23 protein-coding genes are annotated in these 23,596 nt (G+C 42.2%); all 23 read left to right on the top strand.

Going from position 1 to position 23,596, the window contains the following annotated elements:
* Positions 1-60: 60 nt before the first annotated feature.
* Positions 61-837 carry a GNAT family N-acetyltransferase gene (locus GC093_RS27820; protein ID WP_312886622.1) on the top strand — a complete coding sequence of 259 codons (777 nt, stop codon included), beginning with the start codon at positions 61-63 and terminating at the stop codon, positions 835-837.
* A 28-nt stretch (positions 838-865) separates the two neighbouring features.
* On the top strand, positions 866-1,780 hold the full coding sequence (locus GC093_RS27815; RefSeq protein WP_246315510.1) for a lysophospholipid acyltransferase family protein: 915 nt from the start codon (positions 866-868) through the stop codon (positions 1,778-1,780).
* A gap of 41 nt (positions 1,781-1,821) precedes the next feature.
* Positions 1,822-2,784 carry a metal-dependent hydrolase gene (locus GC093_RS27810; RefSeq protein WP_171655191.1) on the top strand — a complete coding sequence of 321 codons (963 nt, stop codon included), beginning with the start codon at positions 1,822-1,824 and terminating at the stop codon, positions 2,782-2,784.
* Between the two features lie 86 nt (positions 2,785-2,870).
* Complete coding sequence (locus GC093_RS27805) at positions 2,871-3,083, top strand: hypothetical protein (protein ID WP_171655190.1); 213 nt, start codon at positions 2,871-2,873, stop codon at positions 3,081-3,083.
* Between the two features lie 300 nt (positions 3,084-3,383).
* Positions 3,384-5,669: a DEAD/DEAH box helicase gene (locus tag GC093_RS27800; RefSeq protein WP_171655189.1), complete on the top strand. Its 2,286-nt coding sequence runs from the start codon at positions 3,384-3,386 to the stop codon at positions 5,667-5,669.
* The gene (locus GC093_RS27795; protein ID WP_171655188.1) at positions 5,666-7,186 is read left to right on the top strand and encodes a ribonuclease H-like domain-containing protein; all 1,521 of its coding nucleotides are present in this window, start codon (positions 5,666-5,668) and stop codon (positions 7,184-7,186) included. Before GC093_RS27800 ends, GC093_RS27795 begins: the two co-directional genes overlap by 4 nt.
* A 155-nt stretch (positions 7,187-7,341) precedes the next feature.
* A complete protein-coding gene (locus GC093_RS27790) occupies positions 7,342-8,151 on the top strand; it encodes an Fpg/Nei family DNA glycosylase (protein WP_171655187.1) in 810 nt (269 codons plus the stop codon).
* 69 nt (positions 8,152-8,220) lie between these two features.
* A complete protein-coding gene (locus GC093_RS27785; protein WP_171655186.1) occupies positions 8,221-9,060 on the top strand; it encodes a deoxyribonuclease IV in 840 nt (279 codons plus the stop codon).
* Positions 9,061-9,164: 104 nt separating this feature from the next.
* Positions 9,165-9,506: a cyclic-phosphate processing receiver domain-containing protein gene (locus GC093_RS27780; RefSeq protein WP_171655316.1), complete on the top strand. Its 342-nt coding sequence runs from the start codon at positions 9,165-9,167 to the stop codon at positions 9,504-9,506.
* Between the two features lie 15 nt (positions 9,507-9,521).
* A complete protein-coding gene (locus tag GC093_RS27775; RefSeq protein ID WP_171655185.1) occupies positions 9,522-10,292 on the top strand; it encodes an ABC transporter ATP-binding protein in 771 nt (256 codons plus the stop codon).
* A complete protein-coding gene (locus GC093_RS27770; protein ID WP_171655184.1) occupies positions 10,292-11,323 on the top strand; it encodes an SAM-dependent methyltransferase in 1,032 nt (343 codons plus the stop codon). Before GC093_RS27775 ends, GC093_RS27770 begins: the two co-directional genes overlap by 1 nt.
* Positions 11,324-11,347: 24 nt before the next feature.
* Positions 11,348-11,980, top strand: coding sequence for a class I SAM-dependent methyltransferase (locus tag GC093_RS27765; RefSeq protein ID WP_171655183.1), 633 nt, complete (start codon positions 11,348-11,350; stop codon positions 11,978-11,980).
* Positions 11,981-12,116: 136 nt separating this feature from the next.
* Entirely contained in the window at positions 12,117-12,614 is a 498-nt protein-coding gene (coaD, locus tag GC093_RS27760; protein WP_171655182.1) for a pantetheine-phosphate adenylyltransferase, read from the top strand.
* A gap of 176 nt (positions 12,615-12,790) precedes the next feature.
* Positions 12,791-14,074 (top strand): ATP-binding protein, encoded by a 1,284-nt coding sequence (locus tag GC093_RS27755; protein WP_171655181.1) that lies wholly within the window; start codon positions 12,791-12,793, stop codon positions 14,072-14,074.
* A 270-nt stretch (positions 14,075-14,344) separates the two neighbouring features.
* Entirely contained in the window at positions 14,345-15,475 is a 1,131-nt protein-coding gene (locus GC093_RS27750) for an AAA family ATPase (RefSeq protein WP_171655180.1), read from the top strand.
* Positions 15,462-16,685 carry a TadA family conjugal transfer-associated ATPase gene (locus GC093_RS27745; protein WP_171655179.1) on the top strand — a complete coding sequence of 408 codons (1,224 nt, stop codon included), beginning with the start codon at positions 15,462-15,464 and terminating at the stop codon, positions 16,683-16,685. The genes GC093_RS27750 and GC093_RS27745 overlap by 14 nt, the downstream gene beginning before the upstream one ends.
* A gap of 61 nt (positions 16,686-16,746) precedes the next feature.
* Positions 16,747-17,577 carry a type II secretion system F family protein gene (locus tag GC093_RS27740; RefSeq protein ID WP_246315508.1) on the top strand — a complete coding sequence of 277 codons (831 nt, stop codon included), beginning with the start codon at positions 16,747-16,749 and terminating at the stop codon, positions 17,575-17,577.
* Between the two features lie 91 nt (positions 17,578-17,668).
* Positions 17,669-18,451 carry a type II secretion system F family protein gene (locus tag GC093_RS27735; RefSeq protein ID WP_246315499.1) on the top strand — a complete coding sequence of 261 codons (783 nt, stop codon included), beginning with the start codon at positions 17,669-17,671 and terminating at the stop codon, positions 18,449-18,451.
* A gap of 31 nt (positions 18,452-18,482) precedes the next feature.
* Positions 18,483-18,656 carry a Flp1 family type IVb pilin gene (locus GC093_RS27730; protein WP_171655178.1) on the top strand — a complete coding sequence of 58 codons (174 nt, stop codon included), beginning with the start codon at positions 18,483-18,485 and terminating at the stop codon, positions 18,654-18,656.
* 916 nt (positions 18,657-19,572) lie between these two features.
* A complete protein-coding gene (locus tag GC093_RS27725; RefSeq protein ID WP_171655177.1) occupies positions 19,573-21,036 on the top strand; it encodes a TnsD family Tn7-like transposition protein in 1,464 nt (487 codons plus the stop codon).
* A 625-nt stretch (positions 21,037-21,661) separates the two neighbouring features.
* Positions 21,662-21,862 (top strand): hypothetical protein, encoded by a 201-nt coding sequence (locus GC093_RS27720; RefSeq protein ID WP_171655176.1) that lies wholly within the window; start codon positions 21,662-21,664, stop codon positions 21,860-21,862.
* Positions 21,863-22,204: 342 nt separating this feature from the next.
* Positions 22,205-22,636: a histidine phosphatase family protein gene (locus tag GC093_RS27715; RefSeq protein ID WP_171655313.1), complete on the top strand. Its 432-nt coding sequence runs from the start codon at positions 22,205-22,207 to the stop codon at positions 22,634-22,636.
* Positions 22,637-22,891: 255 nt separating this feature from the next.
* Complete coding sequence (locus GC093_RS27710) at positions 22,892-23,551, top strand: suppressor of fused domain protein (RefSeq protein ID WP_171655175.1); 660 nt, start codon at positions 22,892-22,894, stop codon at positions 23,549-23,551.
* Positions 23,552-23,596: the final 45 nt, after the last annotated feature.

Here is a 23,596-nt window from a genome sequence, read left to right as displayed (position 1 = left end):
ATTTGCTACGCTGAAGAGGTAAGAACTACTCCAACTTCTCTGAGAAAGGTGTGTTGACTTGTGACTCAAACTGCCGTGCAATTCGTCCCTCAGCAGATTCGTTTATGTGTCAAGTTGGCTTCGAATAGTGAGGAGATTGAGCAGGCCATGCGCTTGCGGTATCGGGTTTTTGTTGAAGAGGAAAAGAATTTGCAGATGCTTAACGATAGTGGCTTGGAACAGGATGAGTATGATGTTTATTGCGATCATTTAATCGTTAAGGATTTAGAAAGTGATAGGGTTGTAGGAACGTACCGCTTATTACCGGGAGAGCTGGCTATTTTGAACAAAGGGTTTTATTCAGAGTCTGAGTTTGATCTGTCATCTTTTCATAGCTTTAAGCCGCAGACATTGGAGTTAGGGCGCAGCTGTATCGACCCGATTTATCGCGGCGGTAAAGCTATTCAATTGTTGTGGGAAGGTGTTGCAGGCTATATAACAGAACGCAGTTACTCTTATTTAATCGGTTGTGCTAGTGTGCATATTCCTTCACTTAATGAATTGAATGTGATCTATAGTATGCTGCGCCAAAAGCAGGTACTAACAGACAGATATGGTATTCAACCCCTGGAAACACATAGAATCAGAGGGCTGCAGGAGGTCGATAGTGGTTTTAGCGAGAAAGAAGTGTTCCGCAAGCTTCCGCCGCTGATGAAGGGCTACCAATGGCTCGGAGCAGAAATAGGTGGAGACCCGGCATACGATGCACTCTTTGATACGGTTGATTTTTTCATTGTTTTGGAGAAGGATAGGGTTACTCGCAGGTACAAAAAACATTTTTTGAACGGCGAAGCTTAGTCAAGATAAAGACGAGGGGGGACCTGCATTGTATGAATGGATTGGAAAAATAACGGGCAGCCCTCGAACTACAAGAACGCTCTCTCTGCTTAGCGGTTGGCTTCCCCCGACCCTTGTGCTTGTTCTTTGTAAGGGAATCGGTATCCTGATTTATTGGCTGACTGGCGGCAATCTGAGGAGCAAAGTGCTTCGTAACCTGCTGGACTTGCTTCCAGACCACAGCGATAAGGAGAGAAGCTCTTATAACATTCAATTTTTTCAAAATCTCATAATTATCTTGTATGAAATACTATTGGATTCTTATCGGCTGCCGAAAAGTGAGGGACGGAGGTTCCAGGTTAAAGGGGAGGTGCATCTGACAGAAGCGCTGCGTATGGAACGGGGGGCTATTGTATATTCACCGCATGTAGGCAATTTCTTCTACTACTACTGGTATTTGTGTCAGAAATATTCCTGTTTGACGATTGCTACCTCGGGAAGCTCGGAATTGCGTCCACTCTACCTGCGTTTTAAGGAATTAGGTTGCCCGGGGTTGGATTATGACAGCACTCCCCCATTGGAGCTGCTTCGTAAGCTTCGCAAGCATTTGTCGGAAAATGGTGTTGTTTATATATTAGGTGATTTTTGGCGACCAACGTTTCCTGAATCCTATTTTTTTGGTAAAAAGACCCGAACACCGGAAGGCGCCGCATCGCTGGCCATTGAATTGCAGGTACCCTTAGTTCCGTTCTATGGGCGCAGAGTCAGAGGCTTCACACATGAACTGGTCTTCGAGCAGCCTTTGCAATTACACGCTATGTATTCAAGGTCGCAGAGAGCAGATGCAACGCGCCTGCTGAACTCCATTATGGAGAGGGTAATTCGAAAAAATCCAGCACAATGGTTCTATTGGTTTAACGCGGAGGAGCGTTGGGAGAAAGAAAAAGTCGAGGCTGTACAGTAGAGGAAGCTGAATAATGGAGACACATCAGGAGGGAACTGGCGATGGATACAGGAAGTCACTTATTATTTGGCGCTACATTAGCTGGTCTGGCGATGCTGGACCCTGCTATTGCTCAGAACCCTGAGCTATCTCATGCGATTTTAACGGCAACCTTAATAGGCTCACATGCGCCAGATTTTGATTCCGTAACAAGATTGAAGGGTTATTCAGCATATATCCGTTTTCATCGAGGTGTGACTCATTCTCTTCCAGCCATGCTGCTATGGCCCTGCATAATCACTTTGCCAATTGCTGCTGCATTTGATGTTTGGTCGTATGCAGGTTCACTTTTCCTCTGGTCTTTCTTGGCAGTTGTTTTTCATATCACTTTGGATTGGTTCAACGCTTATGGTGTGCAGTGCTTTAGACCTGTATCCAATAAATGGAGCCACTTGGATTTCATGTCGCTGTTTGATCCGTTTTTATTTATTATCCATGGGGTCGGGCTGCTTGTCTGGATATTTAGCAACCTATCGCCAGGTATGCTGTTTCTTGATATATACGGGGTATCGATGGTTTATATGGGCGCTAGGGCGATTCACCATCGGCAAATGGTAGCTAAAGCTCGTGAAACATTGCAGTTGGATGGGATTTATCAAGTTATTCCAGGATTAAGTTGGTTTCGTTGGCAATTCGTAATAGAAACAAGCTCGTTATTCTATACGGGTACTATTCGCGGGAAAGAGATCGCTATTGAGGATGTTTACAGGAAGGACGCAACGAATTCAGCTATTCAAGCGACGTTATCAACGGATGGAGTAAGGGCGTTTTTGTATTTTGCCCAACGGGTGCATGTATGCTGTAAGGAAATACAGGACGGCTATATGGTGGAGTGGCGTGATGTGCGATTTTGGTATAATCATAAGCTCCCTTTTGGGGTTGATATACAATTGGATCATAATCTGCAGGTAGTCGATCAAAGCTTAGGTTGGCGAAAGAAAACGTGGGAGCCGCCTTATGTTTAGAATCAGATTCATTAAAATGAATGTTTCCTCCCTTTTTTGGTTAGAATAGGTCAAGAAGAAAAATTGTTGCTCAGGAGGGCTGCGGTATGGATTTTACAAGTCACGATATCGCCGTAATCGAACAAGCTTTGCAGTTAGCCATTAATGCAGAAACCAAAGATTCGAAGGTTAATCATTTTCGGGAGGTTCTCACTAAGCTGCAAAAAAATGCGGCAGTGGCTATGCACGGAACGTACCTTCAAACGGTTTCGCACGACGGAGTTCGATATGATTACGATGATTCCTCGGACTTACTGTAAAAACTTACTTGGGGAAGAGCAAGAAGGAACACAGTTTTTAGACTGATGAATCCTAGACCGAATCATTCATTTCCATATATTCCTCTCATACAAGCAAGAATTCATGATATTGAAAATATAAGTTTGAATACAAATGACCCTGATCCAGAGCTGATCAGGGTTTTCTTTTGTCAAAATCAAGATTGTAGTGCGAACGTGTATTCGGTATAATGGAAAAGTACAATTAAGCCTGAAGTTAAAATACTTGCATCATCAAAAAGGCTTCAAGTACAAGCTATTCATAATAAGGAGTCTGAGCTTATGAACCGCTTAACGGGAAAAGTTGCTTCCATAGATGAAATGATAGATTTGGTTAAAGACACACCGGAGCTGATGTCTCAGGTGACCTATTGGCGAACTATACCGCCTAGAGATCCTTTATACGAGTCTTTCCCAGAAGGGATACATCCGCTTATCAAGGCGGCTCTGTTGGAGAAAGGCATTGACCGACTTTATACACACCAAGCTGAATCGTTCAGAGAGGTACTGGCGGGCCGCCATTTAGTGACCGTGACGCCTACAGCATCAGGTAAGACATTATGTTATAACTTGCCGGTACTCCAAGGCATATTGGAAAATGACAGTGCGCGTGCGCTCTATTTGTTTCCAACCAAAGCGCTGGCTCAGGATCAGGTGGCAGAGCTGCAGGAAACGGTCAACCGGATGGGAGCGGATATTAAGACGCATACCTATGATGGAGATACCCCGCCAACCGTGCGCCAGGCTATTCGCAATGCGGGTCATATTGTGGTTACCAACCCTGATATGCTTCATTCGGCGATTTTGCCTCACCATACGAAATGGGTCAAGCTGTTTGAAAATATTAAGTATATCGTGGTTGATGAGGTTCATTCGTACCGAGGAGTTTTCGGCAGTCACGTAGCGAATGTGATTCGACGGCTGAAGCGGATTTGCCGCTTCTATGGCTCATCGCCACAATTTATCTGCGCATCGGCGACCATCGATAATCCTCAAGAACATGCTGAGCGATTAATAGGTGAGCCGGTATCGTTGGTTGACCGTAATGGGGCTCCGTCTGGAGAGAAGCATTTCGTCTTTTACAACCCCCCAGTAGTCAATCAACAGCTGGGTATACGTAAAAGCAGCGTATTGGAAACGCGTAAAATTGCCGGTCTGCTGCTCAAGCAGGGCATACAGACGATTGTGTTCGCCCGCAGCCGCGTGCGGGTTGAGCTTCTGCTCACCTATTTGCAGGAGCAGGTGCAGCATGAGCTGGGCTCGAAGTCGATCCGCGGCTATCGGGGAGGTTATTTGCCCAAGCTGAGGCGCGAGATTGAGCGCGGTCTGCGCAATGGCGAGATTCGCGGCGTAGTGAGCACGAATGCGCTGGAGCTGGGCATTGACATTGGCCAACTGCAAGCGTGCGTGTTGAACGGTTACCCTGGCACGGTAGCCAGCACGTGGCAGCAGTCCGGCCGTGCGGGTCGTCGCCAGGAAAGCTCGATCACATTTCTCGTGGCGAGCAGCAATCCGCTGGATCAATACATGATCCAGAATCCTCGCTATTTCTTCGAGAGGCCGCCCGAGCAGGCATTGATCCATCCAGATAATTTAATTATCCTGGTGGATCATGTTAAATGCGCGGCCTATGAGCTGCCCTTCGAAGAAGGGGAGAGCTTTGGCGGTGAATCGCTGAAGGATGTATTAGAGTTTTTGGCCGAAGAGCATATCCTCCATTACGTCAAAAATCGCTATTATTGGATGGATCAGTCATTCCCAGCTCATGATATATCACTGCGCTCGGCCGCCCAGGAGAATTTCGTGATTATCGATATAACGAATGGCAGTCGGGTTATCGGCGAGGTCGATCGCTTCAGCGCGCCGACAATGATTCATGAGGAAGCTATTTATATTCATGAGGGGATCCAATTTCAGGTGGAGAAGCTGGATTATGAGGAGAAGAAGGCATTCGTCCGCGAGGTAAACGTCGACTATTATACCGATGCCAGTATGGCGGTGCAGCTCAAAGTACTGCACGTTCACAGAGAGGTTGAGGAGGAGAAGCTGCTGCGTCAGTATGGTGAGGTAACTCTTAATGCTAAGCCTACGATTTTCAAGAAAATTAGACTGAGAACACACGAGAATATTGGTTCCGGTCCCATCCACTTGCCTGAGGAGGAGCTTCATACCAGCTCCTATTGGATTACATTCTCCGATGAGATTGCCGCAGCAACAACGACCAACGACATGCAGTTTGCGCTGCTTGGCCTCTCCAATGTTCTAGTACATATTGCACCGCTCTATTTGATGTGCGACCCGCAAGACATTCGGGTTGTACCGCAGGTAAAGGCGGTTCATAATAAGAAACCGACTATCTTTTTCTACGACCGCTACCCAGGTGGCGTAGGATTGAGCGAACGGCTGTACGAGGTGCACGGTGAGCTGATTGCTGAGGCGAAGCGGCTGATCGCATCATGCGGCTGCATAAGCGGCTGCCCAGCCTGTGTCGGGCCGATCGAAGAGGTCGGCCTCACAGGTAAACAGCTGTCGCTGAAGCTGCTGGATCAGCTGGGTGTTATGCGATGAGCGGCCTGCGCGAACGGCTGTTGCGGCACAAGAAGCAGGCAGGCGGCGAGAGCGGAGCGGATGTCGCAAGCACAAGCACAAGCGCCAGTGCTGGAGCTGGAGCGGGCATTGCGGCAGCGGAGCAGGGAGAGGCTGCAGCCGATAGGGAGTGGGCGCAGATTGGCGCCCGCATGGAGCAGGGCGAGTGGGGCTCCTTCGTAATGCGTCGCCGCGTGTATGATGGCTCAGCGCTGCACGGTCGCTACGCGCTCCGTGAGCTGATCGGTCAGTCCGATCAGCTGTGCGCAATGCTCGCTTCAGCGGGAGCGAGAAAGCCCACAGCGGCTGGCGCTAACGACCTCCCGAGCTCCCTTCCCCATGATCAGCTGCTCTACCTTGATACGGAGACGACCGGTCTCGGCATAGGAGCCGGCAATGTGCCGTTTATGATCGGTATCGGATTTTATGAACAAGAGCAGTTTATCGTAGAGCAGATGTTTATACGCCATCCCGGAGAAGAACTGGCCATGCTTCATTATTTGCAGGTAAAGCTGCAAGAGCATCCGTATTTAGTATCCTATAATGGAAAAACGTTCGATTGGCCGATTATTAAGAACCGTTATATTCTGAACCGAATCCCTTCTGAGCCTGATATTGCCGGACATCTGGACTTTTTATACCCTTCGCGCAGCCTTTGGAAGCACACACTTCCATCATGTCGCTTAGGCAAGGTAGAGGAAGAAAGGCTTAACGTGGTCAGGCATAACGATGTACCGGGATCATTAGCACCTGCTTTATACTTTCAATACTTAGCTGAACGCGATGTGTCGATAGTCGAAGGGGTTTTTGTTCATAATGAGCTGGATATTTTGTCGTTAGCAGGCTTGTCGATTCACTTTGCCGATGTATTGAATGGGAAAAGCCAAACTGCTGATATGGGCTTGGAAGAGCTCTATAGGCTCGGACTTTGGCTGGATAAACTCGGCCAAGGTTGGCTTGCTGAGCAAGCCTTGGAGCTGTTAGCAGAGAGGCTCAATGAATCGCAGGCTGATGAAGCAACTGATTATTTGCAGCTATTAGCTCAAGTGTACAAGAAACAGCAACGTTATTCTGCTGCATGCCGCCTATGGACCCTATATGTAGAGCGTAAGAGAGACCGCAGCACAGCATTAATTGAGCCATTCATTGAGCTGTCTATGCATTATGAACATAGGGAGAAGCGGTTGGAGCAAGCGCTATATTATGCTGAGCTAGCCTTGCATAAAGCGCGACAGCGTCAAGAATTGAAGCGCTCCTATGGCGTTAGCAGTCTCAGGTTAGGGGGGGGACGCAAGGCTGTTACGGCGATAGAAGCCAAGCAGCTAGAGGAAATTGCAGCGTTGGAGAAAAGGATTCAGCGTTTACGCCATAAGTCGGAGCTTGCTGATCATACCCTAACATCAGGGAGGCCGAATGGTACTAAACGCAATGCTCTTAAAACCCTCGCAAAGAAGAAAACAAATCGGAGTGAGGACTATATAATGGATCATTTGATTTAAGGGGCGTTGTATCTGCAAACTTAATTTCATGCCATATCGGGATAAAGCAGTCATAAATTGGTTACATATAGAGAGACAAGTCTTACCAATTCAACTTAAGCTAGGTTAATTGGTCCAGATGATAGTCTCTTATTTTTATGATAAGGAGCCAATATATGCCTGAACTACCGGAAATGGAAAATTACAGGCTTTTGCTAAGCTCGAGAATTATCGGAATACCGATATCGGTCGTTGAGGTTGAGAGAGAGAAATCAATCAATACCTCTGTGGAAATTTTTCAGCGGCAGTTGTTAGGCTCTTCCATTCTTCATATTGAACGACGGGCTAAGCACCTTCTGTTCCATCTTAACACCACTAAAGTGCTTGTGCTTCATCTGATGTTAGGTGGTATGATGTTCTACGGAAGTGGCGAGGATAGGCCGGAACGGACTGTGCAAATAACGATAAGCTGGGGAAACCGCCATTTATATTTTATTGGCTTGAGGTTGGGGTATTTGCATTTACATGATGCTTTGGAGGCTGAGAAGCTGCTGAAGAAGCTCGGTCCTGAACCGTTGGAGACGGGATTCACATTTAATGAATTTGTATCATTGCTGGAACGGAACCGAGGAACATTGAAGTCAACGCTAGTTGACCAAAGCATCATTGCTGGAATTGGAAATTGCTATTCCGATGAAATTTGTTTTGAAGCGGGACTGCTTCCAGCAAGACGCTGTCAGCAGCTTCAACGAGAGGAATTTGAACGTTTATACCTTTCGATGAGGCAGGTTCTCCAGACCGCAACACGACAAGGAGGCTATATGGAGATGCCGTTATTTCCCGGAGATAGTCTGACGGGCGGATATGATAGCCGGTGCAAAGTATATGACAGAGAAGGAGAACCATGTGTACGATGCGGAAGTCCTTTGGTTCGGCAGGATGTGTCATCCAAGAAGTCCTTCTGCTGTTTGAACTGTCAAAGCTAGGCTAAGCTATTGGAATGTGGTCAAATTTGGGATGAGGCAGTTTAAAGCAATGGGAGGAGGAAAGCCTTGATGAAGATAGGCTGTCATATTAGCATTCGAAATGGCTATGAAGAAGCAGCCAAGACTGCTTTTAAGCTGAAAGCGGGGGCATTTCAATACTTTCCCAAAAATCCGCGAAGCCTGACTATCAAACGCTGGAATCCAAAAGATGCAGAAGCGTGCTCCCGATTATGCAATGAGCAAGGCATTGCTTCAATAGCCCATTCACCCTATCCAACCAACCTGGCTTCCGAGGATTCTCAGCTGAGACAAGCAACCGTTATGTCACTCCGTAACGATCTGGAGATTGCTGAAGCTTGTGGTTCGGTTGGCGTTGTGGTCCATTTTGGTAAATATAAAGGCGGGGACACGTTACAAGGCTATAAAAATATTATACAATGTTTACATGAAGTGCTTTCAGACTGGCAAGGCCATGCAAAGCTGCTGATTGAGAATCAAGCGGGGGAAGGCACGAAGATGGGCACCTCATTGGAGGAGCTCATGCAAATTCGGAATTTATCGGATTGCCGTGAGCATATCGGGTTTTGCTTCGATACGTGTCATGCTTATGCTTGCGGGTTATGGTCATCACATCCGAACGGGTGGAGTGAGTTGGCTTTTAAAGCCTCTACCCTTGGGTATTTCGATCATTTAAAAGCCATTCATATTAACGATTCGTTATATCCCGGAGGTATGAGGAAGGACCGCCATGAGAATATAGGCAAGGGATATATAGGGGAATTACGGTTTCGCGAGTTTCTGCAGTCACCAATTGTGCAGTCTATTCCTCTTGTATTGGAAACTCCAACGCCTCAGGACGGATCGCATCTTTCCGAGATTGAGCTTGTTCTTGGGTTATCGCGGAGTTAAAGATTTAACCGACAGCTTTTATTTCAAGTTCATTGTCCCCACCTCATGATCAATGCGAGTGTATTGCTCTGTATAGTGCTTTCTTTTGAAAGGAGGCGATTCTTATCATTCATGTTTATCTAGACGATATGAGACTCTGTCCCAAAGGATTTGTAGCTGCACGCAGCGCCGAAGAATGTATATTATTAATTGAAGAATGCGAGATCGGTGTTCTTTCCCTAGACTTCGATCTGGGATGGGGACAGCCGGATGGCTTACAAGTTGTGCATTATATAATTGCCAAGGGACGTTACCCGCAAGAAATCTTTCTGCATACCTCCAGTCTAAGCGGCAAAAAAGCCATGTATCAGCTGTTATACCAGAATAAACCCGAAGGTGTTCAACTGGTAAATGGACCTATGCTGCACGAAACACTCCAAAAGATTTACAATACTGTACAAGAATAGGTTGTGATCCTACACATGCAAGTCTTATCATTGAAAAATATTCATTTTGTCCGCGAGGAGCGGGCGATTTTATCCGATATTGAAATTCAGGCCAACTTGGGTGAGCACTGGGTTATTCTCGGGAAAAACGGTTCCGGCAAAACGACTATTTTGGAACTAATCAATGGGTATCAATTTCCAAGTAGTGGCCAAGTTCAGGTTTTAGAACATACATACGGTCAATGCGACGTTAGAGAAGTACGTAAAAAAATTGGCTACATTAGTCAATCCTTATACGAAAAGTTAAATCCGGCTGATCCCGTTTGGGAGGTTGTGGCTACTGGCGAGTTTGCGTTTTTACGGTTTTACGAAGAAATTCCTGATGAGGTTCGGAAAAAAGCATTGCGTATGCTGGAGGAAGTAAGACTTCCGCATCTCGCAGACCAAGCACTGGGCTCATTATCTCAAGGCGAGCGTAAGAAGATCATGTTGGCGCGGTCGCTAATGACCAGTCCTTCTATTCTTATTATGGACGAGCCCTGCTCGGGCTTGGATTTATTCGAGCGGGAAAGGCTGTTGGAAACAGTGAACCGTCTTGGACAGCAGAACATTACCGTATTGTATGTGACTCATCATATCGAAGAGATTATGCCTATGTTTTCTCATGTTGCGCTTATTGATGATGGAAAGCTTATTGCCTCTGGACGGAAAGAGGATGTATTGACAGAAGCTAATTTGCTTAAGGCTTTTCAGGTTCCGGTTTCGTTGGAGTGGTTTCAAGGTCGGCCTTGGATTAAGGTGCTGTAATGATAGTAGAGACTGTTGAAAGCAGCGTTTTTATTGGAACAGCGAATCATGGGTTCGGTCAGCAAGCACAAGAAGAAATTAGACGGTTGTTTGGAAATGAAGCTAAATTTAGCCACGTGGTGCCTGCCGAGATATTTTTATATTCTTTACCTGTTGGAAAAATGGATGCTATAAGTAAGGTGTTGGAGCAAGAGCCTATGTTCCTTCGACATATGCAGCCTGTGGATGTTGAGCTGGATTGGGATGGTTCTGTAGCTGCGCTTCAGGCTTGGATTCACGATAGCTTTCAACTGACAGAGGGGACCAAACTCGCCATTCAAATTCGTAAAACAGAGCAGGTCTCCCAATTGTCAACAGGAGAATGTAAAAAAGCTTTAGACAGTGTTCTAACGGATGCCTATGCTATTGTTCCAGTAGCCAAAGACGCAGAGCTGATCTTGTCAGTCTATTTGACTCCTGAGAGAGCCTATGCGGGGATTTCCAAACCAACAGATAATTTATCGGATTGGGCAGGTGGAGCTATCCGTTTCCGCAAGGAGGATGGTCAAGTTTCTCGGGCCAAGTTTAAGCTTTTGGAATCAGAGGTAGCGTTCGGTCTAGATTTCACTCAATACCGATCGGCGGTTGATGTTGGCGCGGCACCTGGTGGATGGACTTCGCTTTTGCTGGAAAGAGGAATTAAGGTTACTGCAATTGATCCGGCTAAACTCGATGCAGGCCTACTCAAACATCCGAATCTGACATTCCACAAGAAAAATGCAAGTGATGTTGTGCTTCAGCCGGATTCATTTGATCTACTCGTATGTGATATGAGCTGGAGCCCTCGTCAGATGGCAAGACTTGTAAAAGGGCTCCTTCACGCACTCCAATCCGGAGGAACGGCGATCATTACAGTAAAGCTGATGCATAAAAAGCCGTTTCAAACCGTTCGTGAACTGCTGGAGGACGTTGAACCTGAGCTTGTATTGCAGAAAGCTAAGCAGCTGTTTCATAACCGAGAGGAATTGACTTTGTTTTTTATCAAATCCTGATGTCGGCTTGGAGAGGGTGCTACTATGGAGAAAGAACTAAATTATTGGAATCAAATATTTGCTGAGATGAATAATAGTAAGCCCGTTTATGATGACTGGCTTGACAAGCATTCGGCGCGGCTGGAAGCTTCACGGAATGTTCCTGTGATTGATCTTGGTTGTGGGGTTGGCTGTGATACTCTTTATTTAAGTGAGAGAGGGTATCCTGTCATTTCATGCGATTTATCAGAGGAGGCTTTGCAGCGGGTTCAACAGTATGTGCCAGACGCTGTAACCATGCAGGTAAACCTGCTGGAAAAGCTTCCTTTTGAATCGAACAGTGCAATGACTGTCATCGCAGACCTAAGCTTGCACTACTTTTCCTGGTCGGATACACAAGCCGTTCTTGAGGAGCTGCAGCGCGTGCTGCTGCCTAATGGGAGCCTATTATGCAGACTGAATTCAGTCCATGATGTGGATTTCGGGGCAGGTCAAGGGATTGAGCTAGAGCCTAATTATTATGAGCATGAAGGGCGTCGGAAGCGGTATTTCAACGAGCACCAAATCGATCAGTTGTTCCGAAAGTGGCATATAGTATATAAGCAGGAGGCGACTATGACGCGCTACCGACTGCCGAAGCAGCTATGGGAAATTGCCGTAATTAATAGAGCCATATAGTAGAGTAGCCGTTGCTGTGGAGCTGAATGATCCGAACGCCGATCACAATCATCGGAAAAGGGGAGAATTGAATGAACGAGAGGGTTCAAGCTAATTCGCAGTGCTATATCAAAAGGGTGAAGGTTCGAGGAAGATTATGAAAGCCATTTATGCCGGAAGCTTTGATCCTATTACATTAGGACATTTGTCGGTAATTGAACGTGCCTTAAAGCTGTTCGAAAATGTGCATATTATTATTGCTAACAATCGTTCTAAAAAACATTATTTTTCATTGGAGCAAAGAACGGAATTAGTTAAGGCATCAGTGGACAGCGAATTTTTAAACCGTGTAAGTATTGTACCCTTTGAAGGTATTGTTGCTAATTATATAAACGCTCATCAGATTGATGTAGTTATTCGGGGGATTCGAAATGTAACTGATTTGGATTACGAGCTCCAGATGGAACAATATATTCGTAATACAACTTCAGCGGACACGATATATTTATCGCCGTACACGCCTGATATGCTGACGAGCAGCTCGCTTGTGCGCATGTTTTTTCAATCGGCTAAATCCGAGCTGGCTCAAAGGTATATGCATCCGGCAGCTTATGACAAAGCCATTGGATATTTGAAAGTAATGAACCAAGCGTGATCACTTGGATTTTACTAAACAGCTCATTCTTCTATGGAACGGGCTGTTTTTGTTATGTTTATTTTTAAATATCCATCGGTTCACAGAAGGAAAGCAGCCAATATTGTCGAATTTACAATTGACGTATTTTGGATAAGAAAGACAAAAAAATAGCTTAAGCCGGAGGCAAGGCATCTATGTTAAGTTATTTCAAAGATTTTATAGTTAATATATTCTTTATCTTTTCTCCATTAGTCTTTTATCCGTACATATATAGAACCAAAAGCAGAGTGCGCTTATACAAATTTCTGTTGTACATTTTGTTCTCCTTTGCCTTAGTAATAACGATGTCTTTCCCACTCACTATAAGTGGAATGGTATATGATTTTCGCTCCATCCCCCTAGTGCTTGGTGCGCTATATGGAGGTTTGGAGGTATCTATTCTTTTGTTTGCAACCCTTATCACGTATCGGCATATATTGGGTAGTCCAGTCAATTTGCTGTATGCTGTAGCGACTGTACCTGGCTTTACAATACTTGCTTTATCCCATAGAAAGTATACTTATTTAAAATTATATCAAAAGATCATAACAGCAGTTATTTTGTGCACGCTGTTTAAATTAATAACATTTTCTATTTATTACACATTTACGCAAAATATTAAATTTTTATTTCATAGTGTGATAACAACCTTTGAGACTTATTTACTACAAGGATTAATTATCGGTGTATGCGTGTATCTAATAGAATTTCTGAATAAATACTTTCACATGCAAGAAGAGGTTGTAAAAAGTGAGAAAATGAAAATCGTAAGCGATATGGCTGCATCTGTAGCTCATGAGATTCGGAATCCACTTACAACAGTGCGAGGGTTTATCCAATTATTCGGAGCACAAAATTTAGAAGAAAAGAAGAAGATTCTTTACCAGAGAATTTGCCTGGAGGAACTGGATCGCGCGCAATTAATTATTACAGATTATCTTTCACTCGCGAAGCCGGATCCTGAAATTATTGAGAAGATCAATATTAAAGACGAGATTAGTTATATGTCTAATGTTCTATTGACTTACGCAAATTACAATCATATTGAAATAAATGAAATCGTATCCGAAAATGATGACCTATTTATTATCGGTGACCGATATAAATTTCGACAAGCGTTAATAAATATTGGTAAGAATGCTATTGAAGCTATGGATAATAAGGGTGTTTTAGAAATAAAAGTTATTAAAATCAATCATCATGTTGAAATAATAATTAGCGATACGGGTGTTGGTATGACTGCTGATCAAATTAAAAGACTGGGGACACCCTATTATTCAACAAAGGAAAAAGGAACAGGTCTTGGTACAATGGTATCATTTGGAATAATCAAAAAAATGAATGGCAAAATAGATATCAAGAGCGAAGTCGGCAAGGGCACACAATATACATTGATATTTACTGAAGCACAATCAAACAAATTAATCCAAAATAGTTGATAAATCCTTTTAATGTGCTATAATTCAAGTAATATTAATAGAACTGTAAGCGGAAGCACCGCTGATCAAGAGTAATTCTTGTTCAGTGAGTGCTTTTTTTGCGTTCATATTTCAGGAGGCGATTGGTTATTTCAAACAAAGTTAAAGCTGCAGTCGTACTGGCGATACTATCGGCAGTTCTGATAGGCAGTGGAATTTTACAGCTAAAGGGGGCTTTGTGAGCTTCAAGCTACAGCAAAAAGGGGGAATGGACTGAAGTCTATGTCTAAGATGAAGCTGGTTTTACTTGAGAAGGATAGTTATTTTATCGATATGATCTCTACATACATCCGGTCCTCAGAGCATGCGGATACATTTACAATGAGTGTGTTTACAACGAAAGAGCAAGGTTTCTCCTATATCGGACATTCACAGGAGCTTTATATATTACTCGTTCATGAAAGCTTTATGCCGCTGCCTGAGCTTGTGTTTCATCATCAGCATGGGTGCTTGATCATACTTAGTGATACTTTGGCTCCAGAGGATATTGTAGAATACCCAGTGCTTTGTAAATACCAGCCGTTAAATCACCTGTTGTCACGTATTGTATCGCATTTTAACGAATTTACCTCGAATAGGATGCTTAGGGGGAATCGTAGCTCGGAGGTTATTGCTGTATATTCCGCTGTGGGAGGCAGCGGTAAAACATTAGCTGCGGTACATCTGGCGAGGGAGCTCACATTTCAAGGAAAGCGGGTCTTTTATTTAAATTTTGAACAATTACCTTCCCCATCGTGGTTAAAAGGGGCAGGTGCTGAAGAGGAAGAGAATTGCTTTTCTCGGATGCTTTATTATGGTAAAACAGATCCTCGAGTACAGACTGCTAAGCTTGAGCGTTATAAACGCAAGCATCATATTATGGGGTTTGATTTCTTTCCTGGAGTATCGCATTCAGCAGAAATGTCCGAAATGACAGAAAAAGATGCGGAATCAATGATAAAGGCGGTGCTAGCAACAGGAGGTTATGATTGTGTATTACTCGATCTAGATTCGTCGCTTTATCCTAGAATTACAGCGTCGCTTAAACTAAGCGATCAAGTCTTGTGGCTCGTAATTGATGATCGAATACACATGGAAAAAACGATGCTGCAAATGCGGCACTTAGCTGAAATGGAGGTATTTTCTACAAATGAGGTCGGCCAGAAGCTGCGATTGGTAGTCAACAAGTTTAGCGGATCAATGAACCATGGGATTGCAGCACTTCAGGTACCCGTATCAGGCTATCTTCCCTATATTCCTGAATGGAAAGCGATCGGTTCGATGGATGTATTACAAACACGAGGCGTATTTAGCGAAAGCTTAGCGGCTCTTCCGTGGATTAAAGCTCTATTCCAGGGAGGACAATCGAATGTGGATGGATGAAACCGTTACATCATTGAAACATACTATTAAAGAAAAATTGGATTTATCCTTTTCCGTAACCAACGAGCAGCTTATGGAGATGATCGAGCAGGAGGTGTTCAGCTATTCGTTCGATGGATATTTGACAGCTGGACAAAACTATCAGTTAGTTATGCGACTCTTTAATTCGTTCCGAGGACTGGATGTTCTACAGCCGCTAGTCGATAATGCCGCGATAACGGAAATTATGATTAATCGTCATGATCAAATTTTTATCGAGCAGAACGGCCGCGTGCAATTAACGGAGGTAAGGTTTGAAAGCAAAGAGAAGCTTGAGGATGTAATCCAGGCTATAGTTGCCCGAGTGAACCGTGCTGTTAATGAGTCCAACCCAATAGTTGATGCTCGACTTTTGGATGGCTCTCGTGTAAATGTCGTGCTTTCACCGGTGGCTATAGAGGGGCCGTCAATGACAATACGCAAATTTCCAGAATCTCCGCTTACTTTGAACGACTTAGTCGAAAAGGGCGCACTAACCGATGAAGCCGCTTTGTTCTTGACTAGGCTGGTTAAGGCAAAATACAACCTTTTTATTGGGGGAGGCACGGGTTCAGGGAAAACAACATTCCTAAATGCGTTATCACAATACATCCCAGATGATGAACGTATTATTACGATAGAGGATTCGGCTGAGCTGCAAATTCGTACGGTTCCGAACTTGGTACGCTTGGAGACACGGAATGCGAATACAGAGGGGAAAGGGGAGATTACGATTCGTGATTTGATTAGATCTTCCCTTCGCATGAGACCTAACCGGATTATTGTCGGAGAGGTGAGGGGCTCTGAGGCCTTAGATATGCTGCAAGCCATGAACACTGGCCATGATGGCAGCCTCTCCACCGGTCATGCGAACTCAACTGAAGATATGCTCAGCAGACTCGAAACGATGGTGTTGAGTGGCGCTTCTCTTCCTGTAGAAGTTATTCGCAAGCAAATATGCTCCGCGATTGATGTGATGATTCATATGCATAGGCTAAGGGATAGGTCACGCAGGGTTACTGAAATTAGCGAAATTATAGGCTTGAAGGGAGGCGAAGTACAACTGAATCCGTTATTTCAATTTGTTGAAAAAGGAGAGGACAAGGATGGCAGAGTCATAGGGGAGCTTCAGGCAACGGGGTGCAAGCTTCTATCAGCAGATAAACTGTCGATGGCAGGGATGATGTTGTAATCCTTACTATCATTAGGATTCGCTTTGCCAGGGGAGGGGGAGAAGGCTGACTATTGTCGTTTTGATCATCATAGTTGGGGCCGTTAGTTGGATCGGCGTTTCACAGCTGAAGAGAAACCAGCGGCCTCGTGTGGAACATATAAATGGGAATTTGATCCATTATAACGAGTATGTCATGACTTCTGGACAAATTCTCATTTCGGTAATCGCTGCCGGCAGCTGCTTGGGAATTGTTGGCTATGTTTTTTACAAGCATATCATTGGAGCTTTACTGCTTTCATTGGTTGGATTATATTACCCAGTTATTAGACGGAAGGAATTAATACGTAAGCGTAAAAATCAACTGCAGCTGCAGTTCAAGCAAGCTCTTGCCTCTATTTCTTCTTCGTTGGGTGCTGGCAAATCAGTAGAAACTGCATTCCAAGAAGCTCTGTTAGACCTGCGGTTACTGTATCCTGACCCTCGAACACTGATAGTCAAGGAGCTGGAAACGATAAACCGTCGAATCTTGAATGGAGAAACAATCGAGAATACTTTAAAGGATTTGAGCGATCGTTCGAATTTGGAGGATATTCAACAATTTACAGAGGTCTTTATGACCTGTAAACGAACTGGAGGGAATTTGGTTCACGTGATCCGGCGGACCGCCTCTATCATCCAAGAGAAGCTCGATATACAGCAGGATATTCAAGTTATGATGTCACAGAAGCGGTTTGAATCTAAGGTTCTTGCCTTCGCGCCGCTTATCGTGATAGGCGTTTTAAGCTTCAGTTCACCAGATTATATGGAGCCCATGTACCAAGGGGCGGGCTATTTAATTATGACCGTATCCTTACTAATTCTGATTGGTTGCTTTGCAGTTACAAAAATGATTATGAACATTAAGGTGTGATAGTCGGTTGACGATGCTTGTTCTGTTTTGCGTACAACTTGTAATTGGAGGATGGCTGCTACTAATAGCGACCCCCCGTTATAAAGTTTTTTTGAAGGAACAACATGGCTATTTAAAAATCCCTTTTATAGCGCCGTTGTCGTTATTGCTGATGGACCGACTACGGTTAGCGGATCACCTATCAGAGCCTTTGTCCCGAGTCCATCAATTAATGGCTGGGCTGCACGGAAGTAAAACCGCTGTTATTCGCACCAAGTGTTTTGCAGCTAATGTACTTACAGTGGTGATTGTCGTAGGCGTTGGAAGCACCTTATTATCCTGGGTTTCTGAAAGCGGAGCGGAAATGCTGCTTTACGGCTGTTGTTTGATTGCTCTGCTCCCGTTTATTTTCTATAAAGAACTGGCGGTTAGGCTGCAAAAGAAAAAGAGGCAGATGCTGCTGGAGCTCCCAGAAATGGTTAATCAAATTGTTTTGCTTGTAAATGCAGGAGAAACGGTACAAAAAGCATTGATGAGATGTGTGGAACGTAGATCCAATTATCATGATAGCCCACTTCTTGCAGAACTGGCAAAAGCTGCTCAAGAAATACAAATGAATGTATCATTTACTAAATCCATGGAGGATTTCAACAAGCGCTGCGGTTTACAGGAGGTGTCATTATTCACGACCACGCTGCTGCTCAACTACAAAAGGGGCGGCGATGAACTGGTTATGTCATTAAAGGAGCTGTCGTTCAGTCTTTGGGAGAAACGAAAGTCATTAGCTAAGACGTTAGGAGAGGAAGCGTCATCCAAAATGGTTTTTCCGATGGTAGTTATTTTCATGGTAGTAATGGTTGTAGTAGCCGCACCAGCAGTTTTGATCATGGGATAGCTGTAACTAAGCATAGAGAGGGGAAAGGGTCATGAAATGGAAGAGTGAGGCAGTTAGCGGCTTCTGGGAGGATGAGGATGGGTTAGGTACCCTTGAAATATTAATGATCGTGGCGGTACTGGTTATTATTGCGATTGCCTTTAGAAAGTGGATTATGAAATGGGTGGGTGAATTATTTAGATCTGCAAATACCGAAATTAACTGATGAGGGAAAATAAAGATTGTTAGTGGAAAATAAAGTGTGTTAGTGGAAAATATAATTCGTTAGTGAGTTTTACAAATGTAAACAGAAGAAAATTGTAGAGAATATTCAAAAGAAGCACTTCAAAAGTAGGCGCTTCTTTTGTTGTTATGGTTATTGCTCTGTACATTGCAAATATCTCACGCTGCTGCGGGAGTTAAAAAGCATGGAGCTTAAAACTTACCTTAAATTAATGATTTACAATTAGTAAAGACAAAGAAAACAGTAAAGAAAACCGATTCCCTGAACATGAACGTATCGAGTGATATTGTCCCATAGAATGGCTCTACATTTATTCCATGCTCCATATCGGGGCAAACTAGTTTAAAGCACGTTCTCCCGGTTTCACCACCTAGCTGCTACGGTTTGTAACATCCAAGCAACGATCAGAGAAATAATTGAGAAATAATTCATAATAGCGATACCCAGGCTAATAATAGAAGCCGGGTCAATATGCGCTAAGTTGCATTACTGCTTGTTTGGAAGAAAGATTTTGTGAGAATCGGAAAGCATACTAGCACTTTGGATACTAAATCCCCCGGTGTGGTCTACTCATTCATGTCCCTTTTGCGGCAGTCATTCTTTCATAGGAGTTTAGAAAATGCAAAATAATGTGTGAATGTGGCTAAAATCTTCGTAAATATTATGAAACAAAAATATGATACTACTTGCTTAAATTGACCAAAAATCCAGAGTATAATTTTCTTGAAATCGGAAATTACTAGTTTTATAGATTCATAATCAATAATGATAGAGCGTTTAGGAAGTTAAATTGATTTCCAAGTAACTCATTTATGAAAATCACAAATAAAAATGCATTTTCCTAATTTTATGGGTAACGTTGTGAAGAGTACTAATTTAGTATGGAGGTAGATGACCGTTGCTTAATTTTTTCCCGAACCCCTATCCTGATGAGGATTTTGGAAGTATTGTGTATCGATTTTTCAAGTTATCCGGTACCCCTTATATGATAGATATCATGTATAAATTATTACAGGTTAAAACGATAAGAAATAGATTTATTCTTCCTAAAAACCTATTGATTTTATTAAATAATATACCAGGCAAACACTCATATTCTTTAGATAGTATAGTCAAAGAACATTCTTATTTACCCTTAATGAAACCATTTTATACAGATAAAGAATATCACAACATTCTTAAAGATATTGGTATGACAAAAGGAAGGATTGTAGTTGGTAGCGATCAACTCAGGCATATGATTTCAAATCAAGTTCGATATTGTCCCCTATGTCTTTTAGAAGATTATCAGAAGTTTGGCGAATCTTACGTACATAGAATTCATCAATATAAATTTGTTCAGGTTTGCCCTAATCACCATACATATCTAATATCATCGTGTCCTGAGTGCCAACAACCTTTTGTATATTATAATAGAAGGCTGTTAGGCATACCCTATTGTAGTAATAAACATTATCTACCGTCATTCGCACAACATACTGTATACACCGGTGCCCTTGAGAAATTGATACATCAAGTGGCAGATGATACAAGTTTTTTTATCCAAAATGAAAAGAAAATATATATTGAATTGATTAGACAAAGATATTTAGATTATGCATTAAAAAAAGGGTACATTTCACCAAATGGATTGATGAAAAAAAATAAAAGTTTAAAACAAGATTTTTTGGGCTTTTTCTCAGTTGAAAATCTAGAAGTTTTAGGGATAACAATTAATCAGATTCATAGAAAATTTGCACAAATCTACTTAAATCTTCAAGGTAATCATTATAATATATTGATTCATATTTTACTCATGATTTATTTTTCAGGTTCAGTGAGTAATTTCCTAAATCAAAAAATGACAGACACAGAACCTTTTATCCCTTTTGGCCGGGGTCCTTGGGAATGCCTTAATGAGTTATGTTCAAAATATAAACAAAAATCTATAGTAGTATGTCAAAGATATTGTTTTAGAGATGTAATTTATGGAACATTTCAATGTGAAAATTGTGGATATACCTTTACTAAGAAATGCAATAGAGAAACCTTACAAAACATGGACGGAATTTATGTTAAGGATAAAGGTTGGCTTTGGGAAATGAAAGAAGAGGAAGTATATAAGTTATATAAAGAAAAAATTCAATTAGCTCAAAAATTAAACAAAAGGAATCGTATACAAGATAAAAAAATAGAAATACCCGAAAGAAATTCGTTTGCTTGGATTAGCCTTTTATTTCAAGTTTATTCGAATGTAAAAAGTTATAAAGAAACTGCTCGAATCCTAAGAACTACAGAGATAACTGTGAAAAATATATTGATTAGACATCAGATAAAAATTACACAATTAAATAAGTCAGAGTCTGTCAAGAATATTGTGTAAACTCTCAAGAGCGATCTATCAAACTGCGAGTCCGCGCCTAAAACATATCGATGGATTTGAAATAGTGGGGTAGGTATTGGCGGGTTTACTCATTCGCAGGATTTCATCACTTTGGAATACAGTACCGTGAGGATATTAAGTTGTTGCGACCGTAATTTACCCTTTTCTCTGCCACCTTTCCCCTCTCTAAATGAAGTAAGTTCACGTGAGATAAATTCTTAATACATACCGGTGTGAAATATTAGCAGTAGAAATGGAAGACCGGGCTTGAATAACAACTGCTTTACCTAAACGGCCATTTTTCTAGATGTTAATGTCAGGAGAAAAACAAGGCTTAATAGAAGCAGAGGAACATAATGATTTAGGCACTGTCAGCAATAACGTATGAGTAATACATCTTATGGTGGTAGATATTAATAAATAATTTTTGGTAGACAAGAAGTAGCGAATATAATAAATTATTACATATAGATCAAATATTTTATGAAAAATATGTAGCAAGTAACGAACTTTAGGTTCAACGGAACTTAACAATACTTATATTGAAACGAGAAGCACTCGTAAATTTCAGGTTTAAATACCTTTAATTTGCGTGTGCTTTTATTATGTTAAGGGAGGATTTCATATGAAAAGATTAATCTTAACAGATAAGCACCTAAATGAATGTTTACAATTAAACTGCCTGGTAGAAATAAGAATTTGGGGTAAAACTGTTGAAGTAACAAGAATAATTTCCTTCGATCAATATTGTGTAACTGTTGAAGATGGTAATAAATACCTAAGAGAAAGTTGTGCTTTTATGAAAGTAGGCTTGAGATTGATTTGAAAGGGGGATCCACTTTAAACTGCTGCAACAAAATCGCCTTACTAAGCTTGGAACAACTGAAAGGGAATGCAGGAATAGGTGAGGATATTTCATCCAAACTATTACATAATTTGCAACCCTGAAAGGGTTGCTGCATTTTATTCTTGGAAGGTATTGGATGAGCTATCTAGAACACCTATCATGGGAGCGTAAATTATTTTGTGTAAATGGTTTTTACCGACAAACTTACAGTTCCCGAAAATTCAGGCACAGGCTTTTGGCATCTGTTACATTCCTTGCATTCAGCAGCGCGAATTGGTTACATTTTTTCAACTACCATGAAAGAACGGATTTACTTTTTTCATTCTACTCGATTCTCGTCCTTATACTCGAGCAATTCTTAGTGTTGAGGGATTGGCCGAGCACTTAAAGTTAGATATTAAAGTATTTGAAGATCTTAGAGAACGTCATTTTGCATCTAATATTATTGAAAATTTAGAGTTAATGTCTAGTATCAGAGAGAGTTTTAATGACCCTAATTATACCTTGCCGGGTGGAGAGTCTAATGCTGATTGTCAGAAAAGAGCAATCTCAGTTCTAAAACCCATATTAAAAGAGCACAGAGGGAAGAAAATAGCAATCGGGACTCATGGTCTTGTAATGACTTTGATGATGAATCATTTTGATCCAGCTTTTGGCTTGGAGTTTTTGAATCAATTAAAGAAACCAGATATCTATAAAATGCAATTCGAGGACTTAGAATTAGAAGAAGTAACAAGAATGTGGAATGATTAGATTTTATAAGGTTTATCGAAGAGGACTGTGACATCACATAACACCATATTAAAGCATTGGGGCTATACCCCCTCGGTCTGCCATAGGGATCTCGGAATTAAGCTAACGGGTGACGATAGTGGAGGAGTACCTACGAGGCAGCTCCTTTTTTTCGTTTGTTGAAGTAAAGGGCAGGATAATTGAGGAACATCAAAGATTATTTAGAAAATAACTGGAGTGGTATGCGATCGATCAACACAAAGGGGGTAATTTATAATGAATTTAGAAGAATATAAAAAGCATGCAGCAGATCAGGAGGATTGGGCACCAGGATGGGAAGACATTGATGAAGTATTCGATAAACTCTATACGAATCAGAAACCCGTTCATTATGGAACGGATTTACATAAACGTTCCATGTTTGGTGGAAATGAATATTTGGATGGTTATAGCATCTATCAATCTCCAAATGGGTATAAGCATTTACTGACTTATGGAATGACTGAACTTTATACCGATGAGGAAGCATTTGGTGGTGAATGGAGTCGTTGGGGATATGAAATGACTATAAAATTAAAAGAAGAATCTATTGAGGATTGTCTGTGGTCAATTAATATGCTATCTAATCTTGCTCGCTATACCTACATTAAACAAAGGGCTTTTGAACCATTACAATTTATAGCGGGAAATGGAAAATCCATTCATATTGGTATTGAGTCTGCCATAACAGCTTTACTTATTGTAAATGATACTGAGGTAGAAGGAATGAACACACTACATGGTAGAGTTGACTTTATTCAATTGGTAGGGATTACCCATCGGGAATTGGAAGCGTTGAAAGAGGACCGAACACATGCAAGTGCTCTCGTTGAAAATATGAAGATGGATAATCCTTATTTGATGACGGATATGAAAAGAACCAAATCATATTTATAATGAAAAGTTTCTAAGCTAACGGAGAACGTTTGTTCAATAAGAAAC

This window comes from Paenibacillus foliorum, from assembly GCF_013141765.1.
GTDB classification, from domain to species: Bacteria; Bacillota; Bacilli; order Paenibacillales; family NBRC-103111; genus Paenibacillus_S; species Paenibacillus_S foliorum.
The sequence above is the reverse complement of the archived record's forward strand: the minus strand, read 5'-3'. Positions and strand labels throughout refer to the sequence as shown.

Bases quoted from the DNA above. Each gene is read 5' to 3' on its own strand.
- GC093_RS27800 (WP_171655189.1), top strand. From the start codon at position 3,384: ATGAACCGCTTAACGGGAAAAGTTGCTTCCATAGATGAAATGATAGAT.
- GC093_RS27720 (WP_171655176.1), top strand. From the start codon at position 21,662: ATGAAAAGATTAATCTTAACAGATAAGCACCTAAATGAATGTTTACAA.
- GC093_RS27770 (WP_171655184.1), top strand. From the start codon at position 10,292: ATGATAGTAGAGACTGTTGAAAGCAGCGTTTTTATTGGAACAGCGAAT.
- GC093_RS27750 (WP_171655180.1), top strand. From the start codon at position 14,345: ATGAAGCTGGTTTTACTTGAGAAGGATAGTTATTTTATCGATATGATC.
- GC093_RS27805 (WP_171655190.1), top strand. From the start codon at position 2,871: ATGGATTTTACAAGTCACGATATCGCCGTAATCGAACAAGCTTTGCAG.
- GC093_RS27775 (WP_171655185.1), top strand. From the start codon at position 9,522: ATGCAAGTCTTATCATTGAAAAATATTCATTTTGTCCGCGAGGAGCGG.
- GC093_RS27765 (WP_171655183.1), top strand. From the start codon at position 11,348: ATGGAGAAAGAACTAAATTATTGGAATCAAATATTTGCTGAGATGAAT.
- GC093_RS27790 (WP_171655187.1), top strand. From the start codon at position 7,342: ATGCCTGAACTACCGGAAATGGAAAATTACAGGCTTTTGCTAAGCTCG.
- GC093_RS27730 (WP_171655178.1), top strand. From the start codon at position 18,483: ATGAAATGGAAGAGTGAGGCAGTTAGCGGCTTCTGGGAGGATGAGGAT.
- GC093_RS27755 (WP_171655181.1), top strand. From the start codon at position 12,791: ATGTTAAGTTATTTCAAAGATTTTATAGTTAATATATTCTTTATCTTT.
- GC093_RS27785 (WP_171655186.1), top strand. From the start codon at position 8,221: ATGAAGATAGGCTGTCATATTAGCATTCGAAATGGCTATGAAGAAGCA.
- GC093_RS27810 (WP_171655191.1), top strand. From the start codon at position 1,822: ATGGATACAGGAAGTCACTTATTATTTGGCGCTACATTAGCTGGTCTG.
- GC093_RS27710 (WP_171655175.1), top strand. From the start codon at position 22,892: ATGAATTTAGAAGAATATAAAAAGCATGCAGCAGATCAGGAGGATTGG.
- GC093_RS27745 (WP_171655179.1), top strand. From the start codon at position 15,462: ATGTGGATGGATGAAACCGTTACATCATTGAAACATACTATTAAAGAA.
- GC093_RS27795 (WP_171655188.1), top strand. From the start codon at position 5,666: ATGAGCGGCCTGCGCGAACGGCTGTTGCGGCACAAGAAGCAGGCAGGC.
- coaD (WP_171655182.1), top strand. From the start codon at position 12,117: ATGAAAGCCATTTATGCCGGAAGCTTTGATCCTATTACATTAGGACAT.